This window comes from Pseudomonas sp. Pseusp49, from assembly GCF_059491875.1.
The window spans coordinates 5,702,199-5,721,576 of the sequence record NZ_CP168514.1 but is presented as its reverse complement, the minus strand read 5'-3'; the positions used below and the strand labels follow the sequence as shown (position 1 = coordinate 5,721,576).

Sequence of the window (19,378 nt, the reverse complement as noted above, 5' to 3'; positions counted from 1 at the left end):
AAACTCGTGTCTCTGATCGCTTCTGACCACTTCCGCATCGTTGTCGGCCTCGGCAAGAGCGGCATGTCCCTGGTTCGCTTCCTGGCGAACCGGGGCGTGGCGTTTGCCGTGGCCGATACGCGGGAAAACCCACCGGAACTGGCCACGCTCAAGCGTGACTATCCGCACGTGGAAGTGCGTTGTGGCGAGCTGGACGTCGATTTCCTGTGCCGCGCCGACGAACTCTACGTGAGCCCCGGCCTGGCGCTGGCGACCCCGGCCCTGCAGGCCGCCGCCGCACGTGGCGTGAAATTGTCCGGTGACATCGAGCTGTTCGCGCGTAACGCGAAGGCGCCGATCGTGGCCATCAGCGGTTCCAACGCGAAAAGCACCGTCACCACCCTGGTCGGCGAAATGGCGGCGGCGGCGGGCAAGCGTGTGGCCGTCGGCGGCAATCTCGGTACACCGGCGTTGGACCTGTTGCGCGACGACGTCGAGCTGTACGTGATGGAATTGTCGAGTTTCCAGCTGGAAACCACCGATCAACTCAACGCCGAAGTGGCGACCGTGCTCAACGTCAGCGAAGACCACATGGACCGTTACAGCGGTCTGCCGGCCTATCACCTGGCCAAGCACCGTATCTTCCGTGGTGCCCGGCAGTTCGTGGTCAATCGCCAGGATGCCCTGAGCCGTCCGTTGATCGGCGAGGGCCAGCCGTGCTGGACCTTCGGCCTGAGCAAACCGGATTTCAAAGCCTTCGGCATCCGTGAAGAAGACGGTGAGAAATACCTGGCCTTCGAATTCCAGAACCTGATGCCGGTGCGCGAATTGAAGATTCGTGGTGCCCACAACCAGTCCAACGCCTTGGCGGCCCTGGCCCTGGGTCATGCGGTCGGCTTGCCGTTCGATGCGATGTTGTCGAGCCTGCGCACCTTCGCCGGTCTCGAGCATCGCTGCCAATGGGTCCGCGACCTCGACGGCGTGGGCTACTACAACGATTCCAAGGCCACCAACGTCGGTGCTGCACTGGCGGCCATCGAAGGCCTGGGCGCGGACATCGACGGCAAGGTCGTGCTGATCGCCGGCGGTGACGGCAAGGGGGCCGAGTTCAAGGACCTGCGCGATCCGGTGGCGGCCAACTGCCGCGCCGTGGTGCTGATGGGCCGAGACTCCGACAAGATCGGCGAGGCCATTGGCGACGCCGTTCCGCTGATCCGCGTCGCTTCCCTGGTCGAAGCCGTCGAACAATGCCGCGCCGCCGCCCAGCCGGGCGACGTGGTGCTGCTATCGCCAGCCTGCGCCAGCTTCGACATGTTCAAGAACTACGAAGACCGTGGTCACCAGTTCGTCCAAGCCGTGGAGGATCTGGCATGAGCCTCAAAGGCATCATCAAGCCTTATCCGTCGCCGCTCATCACCGGGCGCGGTATCGACCTCGACTTCCCGATGCTCGCCGGTTGCCTGACGCTGCTCGGCCTGGGACTGATCATGATTGCCTCGGCATCGACCGAAGTGGCGGCCGTGCAGTCGGGCAGCGCCCTGTATTACATGATCCGCCACCTTGTTTACGTGGTGCTCGGCCTGGGTGCCTGCATCGTTACCATGATGATCCCGATCGCCACCTGGCAACGCCTGGGCTGGCTGATGCTGCTGGGGGCGTTCGGCTTGCTGGTGATGGTGATCATTCCAGGGATCGGCCGTGAAGTTAACGGCTCGATGCGCTGGATCGGCTTCAGTTTCTTCAACGTCCAGCCTTCCGAGATCGCCAAGGTGTTCGTGGTGATCTACCTCGCCGGTTACCTGGTGCGCCGCCAGAAAGAAGTGCGCGAAAGCTGGATGGGCTTCTTCAAGCCATTCATCGTACTGCTGCCGATGGCGGGCCTGCTGCTGATGGAGCCGGACTTCGGAGCCACCGTCGTGATGATGGGGGCCGCGGCGGCGATGCTGTTCCTTGGCGGCGTCGGATTGTTCCGTTTTTCCCTGATGGTGGTGCTGGCTGTCGGCGCAGTGGTGCTGTTGATTCAAATGCAGCCGTATCGGATGGCGCGCCTGACGAACTTCGCCGATCCGTGGGCCGACCAGTTCGGTGCCGGTTATCAGTTGTCCCAGGCATTGATCGCTTTCGGACGCGGTGAATGGCTCGGTGTCGGCCTGGGCAACAGCGTGCAGAAACAGTTCTACCTGCCGGAAGCCCACACTGACTTCGTGTTCTCGGTCTTGGCCGAAGAGCTGGGGGCGGTGGGTTCGCTGTGCACCGTGGCACTGTTCGTCTTCGTGTGTATTCGCGGTATGTACATCGGATTGTGGGCCGAGAAGGCCAAGCAGTTCTTCGCCGCCTATGTTGCCTACGGTCTGTCGTTCCTGTGGATCGGCCAGTTTCTGATCAACATCGGCGTGAACGTCGGCCTGTTGCCGACCAAGGGCCTGACCCTGCCGTTCCTCAGTTACGGCGGCAGTTCATTGGTGATCTGCTGCGCCTGTCTAGGCTTGTTGCTGCGCATCGAGTGGGAGAGTCGTACCCACCTGGGCAGCGAGGAGATGGAGTTCCATGAGAGCGACTTCGCCGAGGAGCCGCACCATGGGCGCTAACGTGATGATCATGGCCGGCGGCACCGGTGGCCACGTGTTCCCGGCGCTGGCCTGTGCCCGCGAATTCCAGGCGCGCGGCTATACCGTGCACTGGCTTGGCACCCCGCGTGGCATCGAGAACGATCTGGTGCCAGCCGCCGGTATCGAGCTGCACCGGATCAACGCCAGCGGTCTGCGGGGCAAGGGCAAGCTGTCGCTGCTCAAGGCACCGTTCATGTTGTTCAAGTCGGTCTGGCAGGCACGGGCGATCATTCGCCGTCTGCAACCGGTCTGCGTCGTGGGCTTTGGTGGCTTTGTGACCGGCCCTGGCGGTGTCGCAGCCAAACTGGCCGGCGTGCCGGTGATCGTTCACGAGCAGAACGCCGTGGCCGGTACCGCCAATCGGTTGCTGGTGCCGTTGGCCGCCCGAGTCTGTGAAGCGTTCCCCGACACCTTTACCCTGTCGGACAGCCGCCGGACCACCGGTAATCCGGTGCGCACCGAGCTGTTCCTCGAGACATCGCGACCTGCCCTGGCCGGTCGCAAGGCGCGTTTGCTGATCCTGGGCGGAAGCCTGGGCGCAGAACCGTTGAACAAGTTGCTGCCTGAAGCCCTGTCGCAAGTCGCTGCCGATTTGCGCCCGGAAGTGTTCCATCAGGCCGGCAAAAACCACGATGAAGTGACTGCAGAGCGCTATCGCGCGGCTGGCGTCGAGGCGCAGGTGCAGCCCTTCATCAAAGACATGGCCCAAGCCTACAGCTGGGCCGACCTGGTGGTCTGTCGCGCAGGCGCGCTGACCATCAGTGAACTGGCCGCCGCCGGTCTGCCCTCGATGCTGGTGCCTTTGCCCCACGCCATCGACGATCACCAGACCCGCAACGCCGAATATTTGGCCCGTGAAGGCGCAGCCTTCCTGATGCCGCAAAGAACGACTGGCGCAGCGGATCTTGCCGCACGCCTGACAGAGGTCCTGATGCAACCACAACGACTCAACGAAATGGCTACCGCGGCACGCCGCCTCGCCAAACCCGATGCCACCCGTAACGTCGTCGATAGCTGCCTGGAGGTGGCCCATGGTTGAGAGTCAGAAAGCCATGCCACAACCGGAAATGCGCCGCATCCGTCGCATCCACTTCGTCGGTATCGGCGGTGTGGGCATGTGCGGGATCGCCGAAGTGTTGCTGAACCTGGGATATGCCGTATCCGGTTCAGACCTGAAGGCTTCGCCGGTCACCGAACGCCTGGAGTCCTTCGGCGCGCAGATCTTCATCGGCCACCGTGCCGAGAACGCCGCTGCCGCCGACGTGCTGGTGGTGTCCAGTGCCGTGAACACCTCCAACCCGGAAGTCGCAACCGCGCTGGAACGCCGAATTCCGGTGGTGCCGCGTGCCGAGATGCTGGCTGAGCTGATGCGTTATCGCCACGGTATCGCCGTTGCCGGTACCCACGGCAAAACCACTACCACCAGCCTGATCGCCTCGGTGTTCGCGGCCGGTGGCCTGGACCCGACGTTCGTCATCGGTGGCCGCCTGAATGCCGCGGGCACCAATGCCCAGCTTGGCACCAGCCGCTACCTGATCGCCGAGGCCGACGAAAGCGACGCCAGCTTCCTGCACCTGCAGCCGCTGGTGGCCGTGGTCACCAATATCGACGCCGACCACATGGCGACCTACGACGGTGACTTCAACAAGCTGAAGAAAACCTTCGTCGAGTTCCTGCACAACCTGCCGTTCTACGGTCTGGCGGTGGTGTGCCTGGACGATCCGGTGGTGCGTGAAATCCTCCCGCAGGTCAAACGTCCGACCGTGACCTACGGCTTCGGCGAAGACTGCGACGTGCGCGCCATCAACGTGCGCCAGCAAGGCATGCAGACTTTCTTCACCGTGCTGCGCCCTGACCGCGAGCCGCTGGATGTGTCGGTGAACATGCCGGGCAACCACAACGTATTGAACTCGCTGGCAACCATTTGCATCGCCACCGACGAAGGCGTCAGCGATGAAGCCATCGTCCAGGGCCTGTCCGGCTTCCAGGGTGTCGGCCGACGCTTCCAGGTCTACGGCGAACTGCCGGTGGACGGCGGCAATGTGATGCTGGTCGACGACTACGGTCACCACCCGACCGAAGTCGCGGCCGTGATCAAGGCCGTACGCGGTGGCTGGCCGGAGCGCCGCCTGGTGATGGTCTACCAGCCGCACCGCTACAGCCGCACCCGTGACCTGTACGACGATTTCGTCAATGTACTGGCCGACGCCAACGTGCTGCTGCTGATGGAAGTCTATCCGGCCGGCGAAGAGCCGATTCCGGGAGCCGACAGCCGCAAACTGTGCAACAGCATCCGTCAGCGTGGCCAGCTCGACCCGATCTACATCGAGCGTGGTGTCGACCTCGCACCAGTGGTCAAGCCGCTGCTGCGTGCCGGCGACATCCTGCTGTGCCAGGGCGCCGGTGATATTGGCGGTCTCGCACCAAAACTGTTGAAAAGCGAGTTGTTCGCCGGTGCCGTTGCCGCACCGGAGAAGGGGAAGTTGAAATGACTGCTGCCTACGCCAACCTGTTCTCCACGATCGCGCCGAAAGACTTCGGCCGCGTCGCCGTGCTGTTCGGCGGCAAGAGTGCCGAGCGCGAGGTGTCCCTGAAGTCGGGCAACGCGGTTCTCGACGCGTTGCTAAGCGCCGGTGTCGACGCGTTCGGTCTCGACGTGGGCGATGACCTGCTGCAGCGTCTGCAGAGCGAAAAGATCGACCGCGCCTTCATCATCCTTCACGGTCGTGGCGGTGAAGACGGCAGCATGCAGGGCTTGCTCGAATGCCTGGGCATTCCGTACACCGGCAGCGGCATCCTGGCGTCGGCCCTGGCGATGGACAAACTGCGCACCAAGCAGGTCTGGCACAGCCTGGGCATTCCGACGCCACGTCACGCAGTCCTTTGCAGCGAGGCCGATTGTATTTCGGCAGCGACGGAACTGGGCTTCCCTTTGATCGTCAAACCGGCCCATGAAGGTTCAAGTATCGGTATGGCCAAAGTGAGTTCCGCGTCCGAATTGATCGACGCATGGAAAGCGGCCAGTACCTACGATTCGCAAGTGTTGGTCGAGCAATGGATTCACGGTCCGGAGTTCACCATCGCCACCCTGCGTGACCAGGTGTTGCCTCCGATTGCCCTGGGCACGACGCACAGCTTCTACGACTACGACGCCAAGTACATCGCCAACGATACCCAGTACCGCATTCCGTGCGGTCTGGACAGCGTCAAGGAACAGGAACTCATGGAACTCACGGCGAAAGCCTGTGAAGCGCTGGGTATCGCCGGTTGGGGCAGGGCAGACGTGATGCAGGACGCCGAAGGGCAGTTCTGGTTCCTGGAAGTCAACACCGCACCGGGCATGACCGATCACAGCCTGGTGCCGATGGCGGCCCGTGCCGCCGGTCTGGATTTCCAGCAACTGGTCCTGGCCATTCTGGCCGAGAGCGTTGCCGGCAATGCTGCCGGTCATCAAGAGTCGACGAGAGGTTAAGGCCATGCAAGGCGCTCAGCTCAGACATCAGCCTCCCGCACCCGGCCGCAAGCCGGTGCCACGGGGTGCCAGCCGAATGGTGGCCAAAGAGCCGATGTCCGCGCGCCTGCCGAAAGCCAACTTCGGTTTTCTCAAAGCGTTGTTCTGGCCGGTGCTGCTGGTGGCCTTGGGGTTCGGTACTTACGAAGGCGCGACACGCTTGTTGCCGTATGCCGACCGGCCGATCACCAAGATCAACGTGCAGGGCGACCTGAGTTACATCAGCCAGCAAGCGGTGCAGCAGCGGATCGCCCCGTACGTGGCGTCGAGCTTCTTCACCATCGACCTGGAGAGCATGCGCACCGAGCTTGAAACGATGCCATGGATTGCCCACGCCGAAGTGCGCAGGGTGTGGCCGGATCAAGTGGTTATCCGCCTGGAAGAACAACTGCCGGTGGCCCGTTGGGGCGACGAGTCGCTGTTGAACAACCAGGGCCAGGCCTTCACCCCGCGCGAACTGGCGAACTACGAACACTTGCCTCAACTGTTCGGCCCACAGCGGGCCCAGCAGCAGGTGATGCAGCAGTACCAGGTGTTGAGTCAGATGCTCCGGCCTCTGGGCTTCTCGATTGCGCGCCTGGAGTTGCGTGAACGCGGCAGCTGGTTCCTGACCACCGGACCCGGCAGTGCCGGCCCGGGGATCGAACTGCTGCTCGGACGCGGCAACCTGGTGGAAAAGATGCGCCGCTTCATCGCCATCTATGACAAGACGCTCAAAGAACAGATTACGAACATTGCGCGCATCGATCTGCGCTACGCCAACGGCCTCGCTGTTGGCTGGCGGGAACCTGTAGCGCCCACGGCAGCCCAACCCGCTGTCGCGAAGAATTAAGAAGAGGCAGGACCCATGGCAAACGTGCAAAGCGGCAAAATGATCGTCGGTCTCGATATCGGCACCTCCAAGGTGGTGGCGCTGGTAGGCGAGGTCGCGGACGACGGCACGCTGGAAATCGTCGGGATCGGTACCCATCCGTCCCGTGGCCTGAAAAAAGGCGTGGTGGTGAATATCGAATCCACCGTGCAATCGATCCAGCGCGCCATCGAAGAAGCGCAGCTGATGGCCGGTTGCCGCATTCATTCGGCATTCGTCGGCGTGGCCGGCAATCACATCCGCAGCCTGAACTCCCACGGCATCGTGGCGATTCGTGATCGCGAAGTCAGCTCGGCCGACCTCGAGCGCGTGCTCGACGCTGCCCAGGCCGTGGCGATCCCGGCTGACCAGCGTGTGCTGCACACCTTGCCGCAAGACTACGTGATCGATAACCAGGAAGGCGTCCGCGAGCCGCTGGGCATGTCCGGCGTGCGTCTGGAAGCCAAGGTCCACGTGGTCACCTGCGCCGTCAATGCCGCACAGAACATTGAAAAATGCGTGCGTCGCTGCGGCCTGGAAATCGACGACATCATTCTCGAGCAACTGGCTTCCGCGTATTCGGTACTGACCGATGACGAGAAAGAGCTGGGCGTGTGCCTGGTGGACATCGGTGGCGGTACCACCGACATCGCGATCTTCACCGAAGGTGCGATCCGTCACACCGCCGTCATCCCGATTGCCGGCGACCAGGTGACCAACGACATCGCCATGGCGTTGCGCACTCCGACCCAGTACGCCGAAGAAATCAAGATTCGCTACGCCTGCGCCCTGGCCAAGCTGGCCGGTGCCGGTGAAACCATCAAGGTGCCAAGCGTTGGCGACCGTCCGCCACGCGAACTGTCCCGCCAGGCCCTGGCCGAAGTGGTTGAACCGCGCTACGACGAACTGTTCACGCTGATCCAGGCCGAACTGCGCCGCAGCGGCTACGAAGACCTGATCCCGGCCGGCATCGTGCTGACCGGCGGTACCGCGAAGATGGAAGGTGCCACTGAACTGGCCGAGGAGATCTTCCACATGCCGGTGCGCCTGGGCGTGCCGCATGGCGTGAAAGGTCTGGATGACGTGGTCCGCAACCCGATCTATTCCACCGGCGTCGGCCTGTTGATGTACGGCCTGCAGAAGCAGTCCGACGGCATCTCGTTCTCGGGCATCGGCAGCCGCGACAGCTACAGCAACGAAGAGCCACAGGCTCCGCTGCTGGACCGCCTGAAAAAGTGGGTCCAGGGCAATTTCTGACGATTTACCGCAACACCGTTACACCGAAGCACGCAGTAGGCGAAAAAACTAGAGAATGTAAAGGAGAGGGAAAATGTTCGAACTCGTAGACAACATCCCCGCAAGCCCGGTAATCAAAGTTATCGGTGTCGGCGGTGGCGGCGGCAACGCTGTCAACCACATGGTCAAGAGCAACATCGAAGGCGTCGAGTTCATCTGCGCCAACACCGATGCTCAAGCGCTGAAAAACATCGGCGCGCGTACCATCCTGCAACTGGGCACCGGTGTGACCAAGGGCCTGGGCGCTGGCGCCAACCCTGAAGTCGGCCGTCAAGCCGCTCTGGAAGACCGTGAGCGCATTGCCGAAGTCCTGCAGGGCACCAACATGGTGTTCATCACCACTGGCATGGGCGGCGGTACCGGTACCGGTGCTGCGCCGATCATCGCCGAAGTGGCCAAGGAAATGGGCATCCTCACCGTTGCGGTGGTGACCCGTCCGTTCCCGTTCGAAGGCCGCAAGCGTATGCAGATCGCCGACGAAGGCATCCGCATGCTCTCCGAAAGCGTCGACTCGTTGATCACCATTCCCAACGAGAAGCTGCTGACCATCCTCGGTAAAGACGCCAGCCTGCTGTCGGCTTTCGCCAAGGCTGACGATGTACTGGCCGGTGCCGTTCGCGGTATCTCCGACATCATCAAGCGTCCGGGCATGATCAACGTCGACTTCGCCGACGTGCGTACCGTGATGAGCGAAATGGGCATGGCGATGATGGGCACTGGCTGCGCCAGCGGTCCGAACCGTGCACGCGAGGCCACCGAAGCGGCCATTCGCAACCCGCTGCTGGAAGACGTGAACCTGCAAGGCGCTCGCGGCATCCTGGTAAACATCACCGCCGGTCCGGATCTGTCCCTGGGCGAATACTCCGACGTGGGTAGCATCATCGAGGCGTTTGCTTCCGAGCACGCGATGGTCAAGGTCGGTACCGTTATCGATCCGGACATGCGCGACGAGCTGCACGTGACTGTCGTTGCAACCGGCCTGGGCGCTAAAATCGAGAAGCCTGTGAAGGTCATCGACAATACCGTTCACACTTCGATGGCTGCACAGCCACAACAACAGGCCCCTGTTCGTCAGGAAGCTCCAGCGGTGAACTACCGTGACCTGGACCGTCCGACCGTCATGCGCAACCAGGCCCAGGCCGGTGCTGCGACTGCCGCGAAGATGAATCCGCAAGATGACCTGGACTACCTGGACATCCCGGCTTTCCTGCGTCGTCAGGCCGATTGATGAAATGTATCAGGGCTATGAAGGTGATTGGTGTTCAGCAAAGGCGTGGTCTGCTATCATCGCCAGCCTTTGTTGATACCAGTTCGCAATTTGCGCTGAAGCGGCCCATGCCATGATTAAACAACGCACCCTGAAGAATATTATCCGTGCCACAGGTGTCGGCCTGCACTCCGGGGAGAAGGTCTATCTGACCCTCAAGCCAGCGCCTGTCGACACCGGCATTGTGTTTTGTCGCGCCGACCTCGATCCCGTGGTGCAGATTCCTGCCCGCGCGGAAAACGTCGGTGAAACCACTATGTCGACCACGCTCGTTAACGGTGACGTCAAAGTGGACACGGTAGAGCACTTGCTCTCGGCCATGGCAGGCCTGGGCATCGATAACGCCTACGTCGAGCTCTCCGCGTCCGAAGTCCCGATCATGGATGGTAGCGCCGGACCTTTCGTATTCCTGATTCAATCGGCTGGCCTGGAAGAACAGGACGCCGCCAAGAAGTTCATCCGCATCCTGCGTGAAGTGACAGTGGAAGATGGCGACAAGCGCGCTACTTTCGTCCCTTTCGAAGGGTTCAAAGTGAGCTTCGAGATCGATTTCGATCACCCGGTTTTCCGTGACCGCACCCAAAGTGCAAGCGTGGATTTTTCCAGCACTTCGTTCGTAAAAGAAGTCAGCCGCGCCCGTACCTTTGGTTTCATGAGTGACATCGAGTACCTGCGCAAGCACAACCTCGCACTCGGCGGCAGTGTGGAAAACGCTATTGTGGTCGACGCCGATGGCGTACTGAACGAAGACGGTCTTCGTTATGAAGACGAATTCGTGAAGCACAAGATCCTCGATGCAATTGGTGACCTCTACCTGCTGGGCAATAGCCTGATTGGTGAGTTCAAGGGCTTCAAGTCTGGCCACGCACTGAACAACCAGCTGCTGCGCAAGTTGATTGAGCAGACAGATGCCTGGGAAGTCGTGACGTTCGAAGACGCCAGCACTGCACCGATCTCTTACATGCGCCCGGTTGCGGCCGTGTAAGCAAAAAACCTCTCTAGTTTTTTAAAGGCTACCTTCGGGTGGCCTTTTTTTATGCCGGCCGAAAAGTGCAAAGATCGCAGCCTGCGGCAGCTCCTACAGGGAAATGCATTGCAAATGTAGGAGCTGCCGCAGGCTGCGATCTGTTTTCAGGCCGCACATACGACCCGGTTACGCCCCCTCTCCTTGGCCTGATACAGCGCCTTGTCCGCGCTGAACAGCAACTGTTCCAGGGTGATTTCGCTGGCCGCCGTCCAGGTGGCGATGCCGATACTCACGCTCATCGGTTGCTCACCGGCGTCGACCAGTGGCAGTTTTTGCACCGCCTCACGAATATGTTCGGCAATCTGCCGTGCACCGTCACTGCCTGTTTCGGCCAGGATCACCGAAAACTCTTCGCCCCCGTAGCGCGCCACCAGGTCGGTGGGGCGGTGGACATTGGCGCTGATGACTTCGGCCAATGCCCGTAACGCTTCGTCGCCGGCCTGATGTCCGTGCCGGTCATTGAAGGCCTTGAAGTGATCGGCATCGATCATCAGCAACGACAATGGCTTGCCACTGCGCTGCGCGCGAAACCATTCATGGCGCAGGGTCTGATCAAGGGATCGGCGGTTGGCCACGCCGGTCAAGGCATCGGTGGCTGCCAGTTGCGACAATTCCTGCTCGGCACTCTGGCGCAGGCGCAACTCGCGGCAGAGCAGCCAGGTCAACCACAGCAAACCGATGCACAGAACCCCGGTAGCACCGCTGATCACATAGGCCGTACGGTTCCAGGTGGCGAACACCTCATCCACCGAAAGCGCCACGATGACAGTCAGCGGCAGGTTGCCGACCCGGGTAAAGGTGTACAAGCGCCGTTGATGGTCGACACTCGACACACTTTCAAAGGTGCCATTGCGCTCCTGCAGCATGCGTACGACGTTGGGGCGGCTGGAGAAGCTTTTGCCGATGGAGTTGGGTTCCCGGTACGGCTTCTGCGCCAGGAGGATCCCGTCATTGTCGATGATGCCCAGGGTGCTGCCGGTGCCGATGTCGAGGCTGTTGAACAACTGATCGAAGTAGCTCATGCGCATCGAGGCGACCGCGACCCCCAGAAACTCACCCGTGGGCGAGGAAATGCGCCGGCTGAAACTGATGCGCCATTGGTCGCTGTCATCGCAGTCGCAGCGCGGCTTGAACGGTCGGCTGATAAACATGCCGGTGTCACGATTGAAGACATGGGCCAGGAAATAATCGCGGTCAGCGAAGTTACCCGGTTTCGGTTCGATCAACGATGAGTCGGCCAGCACGTCGCCGTGCTTGTCCAGCAGCAGGATGTCGCCCTTGTAGCGCGCGGTGGTGGAGCGGTCGAACAGCGCCAGATGACGAATCTGCGGCGAAACCTGTTTCAGGTCGTCCCGTTGGGCGGCGGCGATCAGGCCCTGCAAGGTCAGGTCATAAAGCTCGACCGTACGCAGGACATCGGCATCGATCAGTTGCGCAATGGTGGTCGCGCTGCGTGTGGCGGTCTGCTGGGCGTTGGCGTGTTCGCGGATCAGCAGAAAAGTGACGATGCACAGGATCGAGATGACCGTCAGGGTGCTGCCAAAGATCACCATGATCTCGGGTCGCCCGGACGGGCCTTGAAAATGTGGGGTTCGGCTTGCGGTCATAGGGCTGACGTCTGCTAAAGGGACGCTGTAAGCGTAGTTGCATTAGCGTCGCAGCCGGGGGAATCGTGCTTGTTGCTATAACGATTGATCAATGATGTGGGCGTCAGCGTTTGTCATTGCGAAAATTGCAATGAAAGTTGACTCGCCGCGATAAAAAAAGCCGCTGAAAGCAGCGGCTTTGCAGACAACCTTTCAAAGGGAAGAGCCGATGAAAAGTGTCGTGGGAAGCAGGAGCAAGCGGTGCAGATCAGCTGTCCTTTTCGACCTGTGGCAGCGCCTGTGTGGTCGAGGCTTGCGGGGCTTGGGTGTCTTGCGCAGCCTTGGCCGTCATCTCGATCTGATGCTCTTGGAACGCTGCAGCGCGTGCGGCGTTATGTGCGACGAAAGTCTGCGATTCTTCCGCCATCGCTAATGGCGACAGGAACAAAGAGGACAAAACGAAAGCGCTGGCAATACCCATACTGTTGGACATCTTTAAAACCTTCTTGCTTGGCAAGTGCTGTTTGGTGCGGGCAAAGATAAGGATCTTGGGCGAAGGGAAAAAGAGCGGATTCATGAAAGGACTGTTACAGCAAGAGCAAAGATCGCAGCCTGCGGCAGCTCCTGCAGGGGGAATGCATTCCAATGTAGGAGCTGCCGCAGGCTGCGATCTTTTGACTTTTGTGGCCCATCAGACAGGAAGATGAATCCCGAACGTATTCATCCCATGGTCACTGCGCACGAACACATTGCCGCCATGCATCAACGCAATCGCCTTGACGATGGCCAGCCCAAGGCCATGGTTGTGGCCGCTGTTGCTGCGCGAGGCATCGACCCGGTAGAAACGCTCGAACAGTCGTGGCAGGTGTTCACGGGCAATCGGTGAGCCGGGGTTGGCGACGCCGATGCTGACCTGATGTTCGGCGGTTTCAATGTGCACTTCAATCACCTGACCGGGCGCGGTGTGCTGCACCGCGTTGTTCAGCAGATTGATCAACGCCCGGCGCAGATGGGCGATCTCGATGCTCACTTGCGCGTCACCACTGACCTCTACCTGGACCTGGGCGTCCTCGAGAATGAAGTCCAGGTATTCCAGGGTCGTGGCCACCTCATCGGCCAGCGACGTGGACGTCAGTCTGGTTGCCTTGCTGCCCTGATCGGCACTGGCCAGGAACAGCATGTCGTTGATGATCGAACGCAGTCGCTCTAGCTCTTCGAGATTCGATTGCAGCACTTCGAAGTAATGCTCGGCGGAGCGTCCGCGGGTCAAGGCGACCTGGGTCTGGCCGATCAGGTTGGTCAGTGGCGAGCGCAGTTCATGGGCGACGTCGGCATTGAACGATTCAAGGCGCGAGTAAGCCTGCTCGACCCGTTCCAGAGTCGAGTTGAACGAGCTGACGAACTGATCGAGTTCCGGCGGCAACGGTGACATTCGCAAGCGCCCCGAGCGCAACGGCGGGGCCAGCCGCTGGGCTTCCTGGGACAGTTTGATCAGCGGCTTGAGGCCGATCCGCGCCACCCAGTAACCGAGTGCCGAGGCCAGCAGCACGCCGACAATCGCCAGGCTGATCAGGGCAATCAACAGTTGATGCTGGGTCTGGAAAAACGTCTCGGTGTCGATGGCGATCATGAAGCGCAGTGGTGGGCGCTGGTCCTTGGCCGGGAACTCGCTGACCAGCACTTTCAGCGGATAGGGGTGATCCGGCAGATGCATGTCGCGCATGCCCAGTGGCCCTTGGGCAAAGGTGCGGATCTGCGGGGTCAGGTTGCCGTATTCGTAATGGGGATCGCCGCTGATGATCCAGAAGTTGATGCGCTTGTCTTCTTCGCTCAGCAGGTTGAGCTTGTTGTTGATCTTTACCCAATGCTCAGGCGTGCCGTAACGGCCGACCGTGGATTCGAGCACGCTGTAGCGCGCGTCCAGCTCGGCTTCGGGCAACAGGCCCAGGCCTTTGTCGACCTGCTGGTACAAGGCCCAGCCGATCAACAGGAACACCAGCAGCGCCACCAGCGTGAACATCCCGCTCAGGCGCAAGGCGATGCTGTTACTGGACACCGCGGCTCTCCAGCACATAACCCATGCCGCGAATGGTGTGCAGCAGTTTCTCTTCGAACGGGCCGTCGAGCTTGGCCCGCAGGCGTTTGATCGCGACTTCGACGACGTTGGCGTCGCTGTCGAAATTGATGTCCCAGACCATCTCGGCAATGGCGGTTTTCGAGAGGATTTCACCCTGGCGCCGGGCCAATACGCTGAGCAGCGCGAACTCCTTGGCGGTCAGGTCCAGCCGTGTGCCGGCGCGGGTCGCCTTGCGGCTGATCAAATCTATCCACAGGTCGGCAATGCTCACTTGCACCGGTTCGTGACCGCCGCTGCGTCGGGTCAGCGCTTGCAGGCGCGCCACCAGCTCAAGGAAGGAAAAGGGTTTACCCAGGTAATCATCGGCGCCGTCGCGCAGGCCCCTGATGCGATCTTCCACACGCTCGCGGGCGGTGAGCATGATCACCGGGGTCTGCTTGCGTGCACGCAACGCGCGCAACACGCCAAAGCCGTCGAGGCCCGGCAACATCACGTCGAGGACGATCACCGCGTAGTCGCTCTCCAGCGCCAGATGCAGGCCTTCGACCCCATCCCGTGCCAGGTCCACGGTGTAACCCTGTTCCGTCAGGCCGCGGTGCAGATAGTCCGCGGTTTTTTCTTCGTCTTCGATAATCAGGACGCGCATGACCCCGCCTCAGTCTATGGTCGCCAGCGCCGGTACTGGCGGAGGTGCTGGTGAGAGAGAGTGTCTATGAAATAACCGCTCCAGCCACAAGTATATGACCGGCGTGGTGAACAGCGTCAGCGCCTGGCTCACCAGCAAGCCGCCGACTACCGCGATCCCCAGGGGTTGGCGCAACTCGGCGCCGGTGCCATAGCCGAGCATCAGCGGCAGCGCGCCAAGCAGGGCGGCGAGGGTGGTCATGATGATCGGACGGAACCGCGTGATGCAGGCCTTGAAGATCGCTTCCTCAGGCGACAGTCCGCCATTGCGCTGCGCTTCGAGGGCGAAGTCGATCATCAGGATGCCGTTTTTCTTGACGATACCGATCAGCAGCACCAGGCCGATCAAGGCCATGATCGAAAAGTCCTGACCGCAGATCCACAGCATGATCACTGCGCCGAGGCCCGCCGAAGGCAAGGTCGAAATGATCGTCAGCGGGTGCACGAAGCTCTCGTAGAGCACGCCGAGAATGATGTACACCGCTACCAGCGCCGCCAGGATCAGCCACGGCTGGCTGGCCAGCGAACTCTGGAACGCCTGGGCCGCGCCCTGGAAATTACCGCTGATGGCGGTTGGCATGCCGATGTCGGCCTTGGCCTGGTCGAGCATGATCACCGCATCGCCCAACGCCACGCCGGGCGCCAGGTTGAACGACAGGTTGGCGGCCGGGAACATGCCGTCATGGGCGATGGACAGTGGGCCGATGGTGGGCGCATCGAACCTGGCCAGGGCCGACAGCGGTACCATTTCCCCGCTCAGGGGCGAGCGCAGGTAGAAATAGTTGAGGCTTTCAGCCTTGCCGCGTTGCTGGGTGTCCAGCTCCAGGATCACGTTGTACTGGTTGACCTGGGTCTGGAATTCATTGATCTGGCGCTGGCCGAAGGCATCGTACAGGGCTTCGTCGACGTCGCTGGCGGTCAGGCCGAAACGCGCCGCGGCGCTGCGATCGATACTGATGTGGGTGATGCTGCCGCCCAGTTGCAAATCGTTGGAAATATCGCGGAAGGCCGGGTTGGCGCGCAGTTTTTCCGTCAGGCGCTGGGTCCAGGTGCTCAGGGTCGGTCCATCGTTGCTCTTGAGCACATATTGATATTGGGCGCGGCTCGGGCCTGAACTGAGGTTGATGTCCTGGCCGGCGCGCAGGTAGAGGACGATGCCCGGCACTTTCATCAGTTGCGGACGAATCCGGTCGATGAACTGACTGGCCGAAACATCGCGGTCGCTGCGTTTTTTCAGGGTGATCCAGAAGCGGCCGTTGGCGATGGTCTGGTTGCTGCCAGAGACACCGACCGAGTGCGAGAACGTTTCCACGGCAGGGTCGGCGGCGACGATTTCCGCCATGGCGAGGTGTTTTTTCACCATGTCGCCGTAGGAAATGTCAGCAGCGGCTTCGGTGGTGCCGAGGACGAAGCCGGTGTCCTGGATCGGGAAGAAACCTTTCGGGATCAGAATGTACCCGGCCACGGCCAGGCCCAGTGACAGGCAGAATACGCCGATCATCAAGCGCTGATGGGCGAGGGCGCGGCGCAGGCCTTTTTCGTACCAGGCCAATAGACGCTCACCAAAGCCCGGTTTGTCGTGGGCATGATGCACCGGCGCGCGCATGAACAGCGCGGCCAGGGTAGGCGCCAGGGTCAGCGACACCACCACCGAAATCAAGATGGTCGAGGTGGCGGTCAGGGCGAATTCCTTGAACAGTCGCCCGACCACGCCCCCCATGAACAGCAACGGAATGAACGCTGCTACCAGCGAAAAGCTGATCGACACCACGGTGAAACCAATCTCGCCCGCGCCCTTGATCGCCGCTTCGCGCATGCCGTCGCCGGCCTCCAGGTGTCGGTGAATGTTTTCCACCACCACGATCGCGTCGTCGACCACAAAGCCCACGGCCACCACGATTGCCACCAGCGTCAGGTTGTTCAGGCTGAAGCCCATGACGTACATCAGCGCAAAACTGGCGACTAGCGAAACCCCCAGCACCGCCGACACAATCAGGGTCGCCGACAACTGGCGCAGGAACAGCGCCATCACCGCCACCACCAGCATGATCGCGATCAGCAGGGTGATTTCCACTTCATGCAGGGACGCGCGAATGGTCTGGGTCCGGTCGATCAGCACCTTGACCTGCACCGAGGCCGGGAGCATCGCTTCCAGCGCCGGCAAGGCGGCCTGGATGCGGTCCACGGTTTCGACGATGTTGGCCCCCGGCTGGCGGAAGATCACCAGGTTCACCCCCGGTTGCGAGCCCGCCCAGGCCTGGACGTAGGCATCTTCCGAACCGTTGACGACTTTGGCGACATCGCGCAGATGAACCGGCGCGCCGTCCTTGTAGGAAACAATCAGCTGGCTGTAGTCCTCCGGGTGAAACAACTGGTCGTTGGTGGACAGGGTCGAGATGTTCGACTCCCCGTACAGCGCACCCTTGGCCAGGTTGAGGCTGGTCTGCTGGATCGCCAGGCGGATGTCGGCGAGGGTCAGGCCGATGGCGGCGAGTTTGTCCGCCGAAACCTGGACGCGGATCGCCGGACGCTGCTGACCGGTGATGGCGACCTGGCCTACACCGTCGACCTGACTGAGCTGACGCGATAGCAGGGTTTCCGTCAGGTCGCTGAGCTCCGGACCGGGCATCAGCGAGGAGTTGACGCTGAGGATCAGCACCGGGCTGTCGGCCGGGTTGACCTTGCGCCAGGTCGGCAGGTTCGGCATGTCCTTGGGCAGCTTGCCCGCGGCCGTATTGATCGCCGCCTGCACTTCCTGGGCGGCGGTGTCGATGCTCTTGTCGAGGGTGAATTGCAGGGTCAGGTTGGTCGAGCCCAGTGCACTGCTCGAGGTCATCTGGGTCACGCCGGGAATGGCACTGAATTGCACCTCAAGGGGGGTGGCCACCGAGGACGCCATGGTTTCCGGGCTGGCACCGGGCAATTGCGCGGCCACCTGGATGGTCGGGAATTCTGCCTCCGGCAACGGCGCTACCGGCAGGCGCGGAAACGCGATGACGCCCAGCAGCACCAGGGCGAACGTCAGCAGGACCGTGGCCACCGGGTGGTCGATGCACCAGGCGGATACCGAACCGTGACCCTTCATTGTGCCGCCTCCGATTGCACCACTTGCGGCGGCTCGGTCATCACCTGCACCGTCGACCCCGGTTTGAGCCGCGACTGACCATCGCTGACCAGTACATCCCCCGGTTTCACACCCTTGATGATGTCCTGGCCGCTCCCTTGATAGACCATTTGCACCTGCACGGCTTCGACCTTGTCGCCATTGACCCGGTACACGAAGTGTTGGTCCAGACCGCGTTGTACGACTGTCGGCGGCACCACCAGTGCATCTTTATCCAGGGCTGTCTGAATCTTTACTGTCACCAGCAGACCCGGCCACAGCTTCTGCCCCGGATTGTCGAACTCGGCCTTGGCGCGGATGGTGCCAGTATTGGCATTGATCTGGTTGTCGATCAGGGTCAGGTGACCTTCGCCGAGCAGGTTGCCGGTTTCGCCGTCGGTGTCAGCTCCGATGTAGGCCTTGACCCGGGCGTGCTGTGGGTCGTTGATCAGGCCCTGTAAGGTCGGCAGCATTTGCTGCGGCAGGGAGAACTCCACGGCGATCGGGTCGATCTGGGTCACGGTGAACAGGCCTTGGGTGTCGGTCATGCGCAGGAAGTTGCCTTCATCCACGGTGCGAATGCCGACGCGACCGGTCACTGGGGAGCGAATCTGTGTGTAGGAAAGTTGTACCTGAGCGGCGTCGATTGATGCCTGATTGCCTTGGGCGGTGGCTTTGAGTTGGTTCACCAGCGCCTGTTGCTGATCGTAGGTCTGCTTGGAAACGCCATCGTCAACGCTCAGCAGTTTGTAGCGTTTAAGGTTGACCAGTGCCACTTGCAGCTGCGCCTGGCTTTCGCCCAGCTGTGCCCGGGCCTGGTCGAGGCTGGCGCGGATCGAGCGGTCGTCGATGGTGGCCAGCAGGTCGTCTTTTTTCACCAGTTGGCCTTCCTTGACCATGATTTTGGTGAGGATGCCGTCGATTTGGGGGCGGACCACGACGCTGTGCAGGGACAGCACCGAACCGATGCCGCTGACGTAGCGTGGCACGTCTTTTTCGACGACGGCGACCACGCGCACCGGGATGGCGGTGGGGGTGGCGAGTTTGGTCTTGACCGGTTGGGTGGCGTACCACAGGCCCAGCGCTGCCAGGACGATCAGAAGGGCGACGAGCAGGGCGGGTTTTTTCTGGGTTCGCATGCGAGTGGGGCGCCGGGGCTGGTTTTTTGGTCGAAGGGTAGTTTCCTTTATAAACCTGTTTGGCGGTCAGGAGGGTGACGGCTAACTGACGGCGCTGTCAGTTTTTGTGTCTTGGCGGCCTTTGGGCCGACCATGTTCGTTGGTGATCGAGTACATATCCGTTGCTTCGGTAACGGCGGCTTATGGTTTCGCCCTTACGGCGAGTCCCTTTTGTCAAACGACACAAAAGGAACCAAAAAGTCTCGCCCCT

General features: G+C 61.4%; 15 protein-coding genes. 9 read left to right on the top strand and 6 right to left on the bottom strand.

The window, feature by feature from the left end; all coding sequences use genetic code 11:
- The first annotated feature begins 6 nt into the window (after positions 1-6).
- The 9 genes from murD (at position 7) to lpxC (ending at position 10,497) form a co-directional block, all read left to right on the top strand.
- Positions 7-1,353 (top strand): UDP-N-acetylmuramoyl-L-alanine--D-glutamate ligase, encoded by a 1,347-nt coding sequence (murD, locus tag ACEN83_RS25380; RefSeq protein WP_495578746.1) that lies wholly within the window; start codon positions 7-9, stop codon positions 1,351-1,353.
- Entirely contained in the window at positions 1,350-2,567 is a 1,218-nt protein-coding gene (gene ftsW, locus ACEN83_RS25375) for a putative lipid II flippase FtsW (protein ID WP_495578745.1), read from the top strand. Before murD ends, ftsW begins: the two co-directional genes overlap by 4 nt.
- Positions 2,557-3,627: an undecaprenyldiphospho-muramoylpentapeptide beta-N-acetylglucosaminyltransferase gene (murG, locus tag ACEN83_RS25370; RefSeq protein WP_046041926.1), complete on the top strand. Its 1,071-nt coding sequence runs from the start codon at positions 2,557-2,559 to the stop codon at positions 3,625-3,627. The genes ftsW and murG overlap by 11 nt, the downstream gene beginning before the upstream one ends.
- Complete coding sequence (gene murC, locus ACEN83_RS25365) at positions 3,620-5,080, top strand: UDP-N-acetylmuramate--L-alanine ligase (RefSeq protein ID WP_057713364.1); 1,461 nt, start codon at positions 3,620-3,622, stop codon at positions 5,078-5,080. Before murG ends, murC begins: the two co-directional genes overlap by 8 nt.
- Positions 5,077-6,060, top strand: coding sequence for a D-alanine--D-alanine ligase (locus tag ACEN83_RS25360; protein ID WP_007972609.1), 984 nt, complete (start codon positions 5,077-5,079; stop codon positions 6,058-6,060). Before murC ends, ACEN83_RS25360 begins: the two co-directional genes overlap by 4 nt.
- A 4-nt stretch (positions 6,061-6,064) precedes the next feature.
- Positions 6,065-6,931, top strand: a complete 867-nt coding sequence (locus ACEN83_RS25355; RefSeq protein ID WP_104449356.1) for a cell division protein FtsQ/DivIB — start codon at positions 6,065-6,067, stop codon at positions 6,929-6,931.
- A gap of 15 nt (positions 6,932-6,946) precedes the next feature.
- Complete coding sequence (gene ftsA, locus ACEN83_RS25350) at positions 6,947-8,206, top strand: cell division protein FtsA (RefSeq protein ID WP_007972611.1); 1,260 nt, start codon at positions 6,947-6,949, stop codon at positions 8,204-8,206.
- Positions 8,207-8,279: 73 nt separating this feature from the next.
- Positions 8,280-9,473: a cell division protein FtsZ gene (gene ftsZ / locus ACEN83_RS25345; protein WP_007972612.1), complete on the top strand. Its 1,194-nt coding sequence runs from the start codon at positions 8,280-8,282 to the stop codon at positions 9,471-9,473.
- 112 nt (positions 9,474-9,585) lie between these two features.
- Positions 9,586-10,497: a UDP-3-O-acyl-N-acetylglucosamine deacetylase gene (lpxC, locus tag ACEN83_RS25340; protein WP_007939852.1), complete on the top strand. Its 912-nt coding sequence runs from the start codon at positions 9,586-9,588 to the stop codon at positions 10,495-10,497.
- A 146-nt stretch (positions 10,498-10,643) separates the two neighbouring features.
- Here lpxC and ACEN83_RS25335 read toward each other — a convergent pair whose 3' ends face one another.
- The 6 genes from ACEN83_RS25335 to ACEN83_RS25310 form a co-directional block, all read right to left on the bottom strand.
- Positions 10,644-12,146 (bottom strand): sensor domain-containing diguanylate cyclase, encoded by a 1,503-nt coding sequence (locus tag ACEN83_RS25335; protein ID WP_495578744.1) that lies wholly within the window; start codon positions 12,144-12,146, stop codon positions 10,644-10,646.
- Between the two features lie 247 nt (positions 12,147-12,393).
- A complete protein-coding gene (locus ACEN83_RS25330) occupies positions 12,394-12,618 on the bottom strand; it encodes a hypothetical protein (RefSeq protein ID WP_116581245.1) in 225 nt (74 codons plus the stop codon).
- Between the two features lie 198 nt (positions 12,619-12,816).
- The gene (locus tag ACEN83_RS25325; protein WP_495578743.1) at positions 12,817-14,181 is read right to left on the bottom strand and encodes a heavy metal sensor histidine kinase; all 1,365 of its coding nucleotides are present in this window, start codon (positions 14,179-14,181) and stop codon (positions 12,817-12,819) included.
- Positions 14,171-14,848: a heavy metal response regulator transcription factor gene (locus ACEN83_RS25320; RefSeq protein ID WP_116581180.1), complete on the bottom strand. Its 678-nt coding sequence runs from the start codon at positions 14,846-14,848 to the stop codon at positions 14,171-14,173. The genes ACEN83_RS25325 and ACEN83_RS25320 overlap by 11 nt, the downstream gene beginning before the upstream one ends.
- A gap of 9 nt (positions 14,849-14,857) precedes the next feature.
- Complete coding sequence (locus tag ACEN83_RS25315) at positions 14,858-17,971, bottom strand: multidrug efflux RND transporter permease subunit (RefSeq protein WP_495578742.1); 3,114 nt, start codon at positions 17,969-17,971, stop codon at positions 14,858-14,860.
- Positions 17,968-19,128: an efflux RND transporter periplasmic adaptor subunit gene (locus tag ACEN83_RS25310; RefSeq protein ID WP_095965524.1), complete on the bottom strand. Its 1,161-nt coding sequence runs from the start codon at positions 19,126-19,128 to the stop codon at positions 17,968-17,970. The genes ACEN83_RS25315 and ACEN83_RS25310 overlap by 4 nt, the downstream gene beginning before the upstream one ends.
- Between the last annotated feature and the right edge of the window lie 250 nt (positions 19,129-19,378).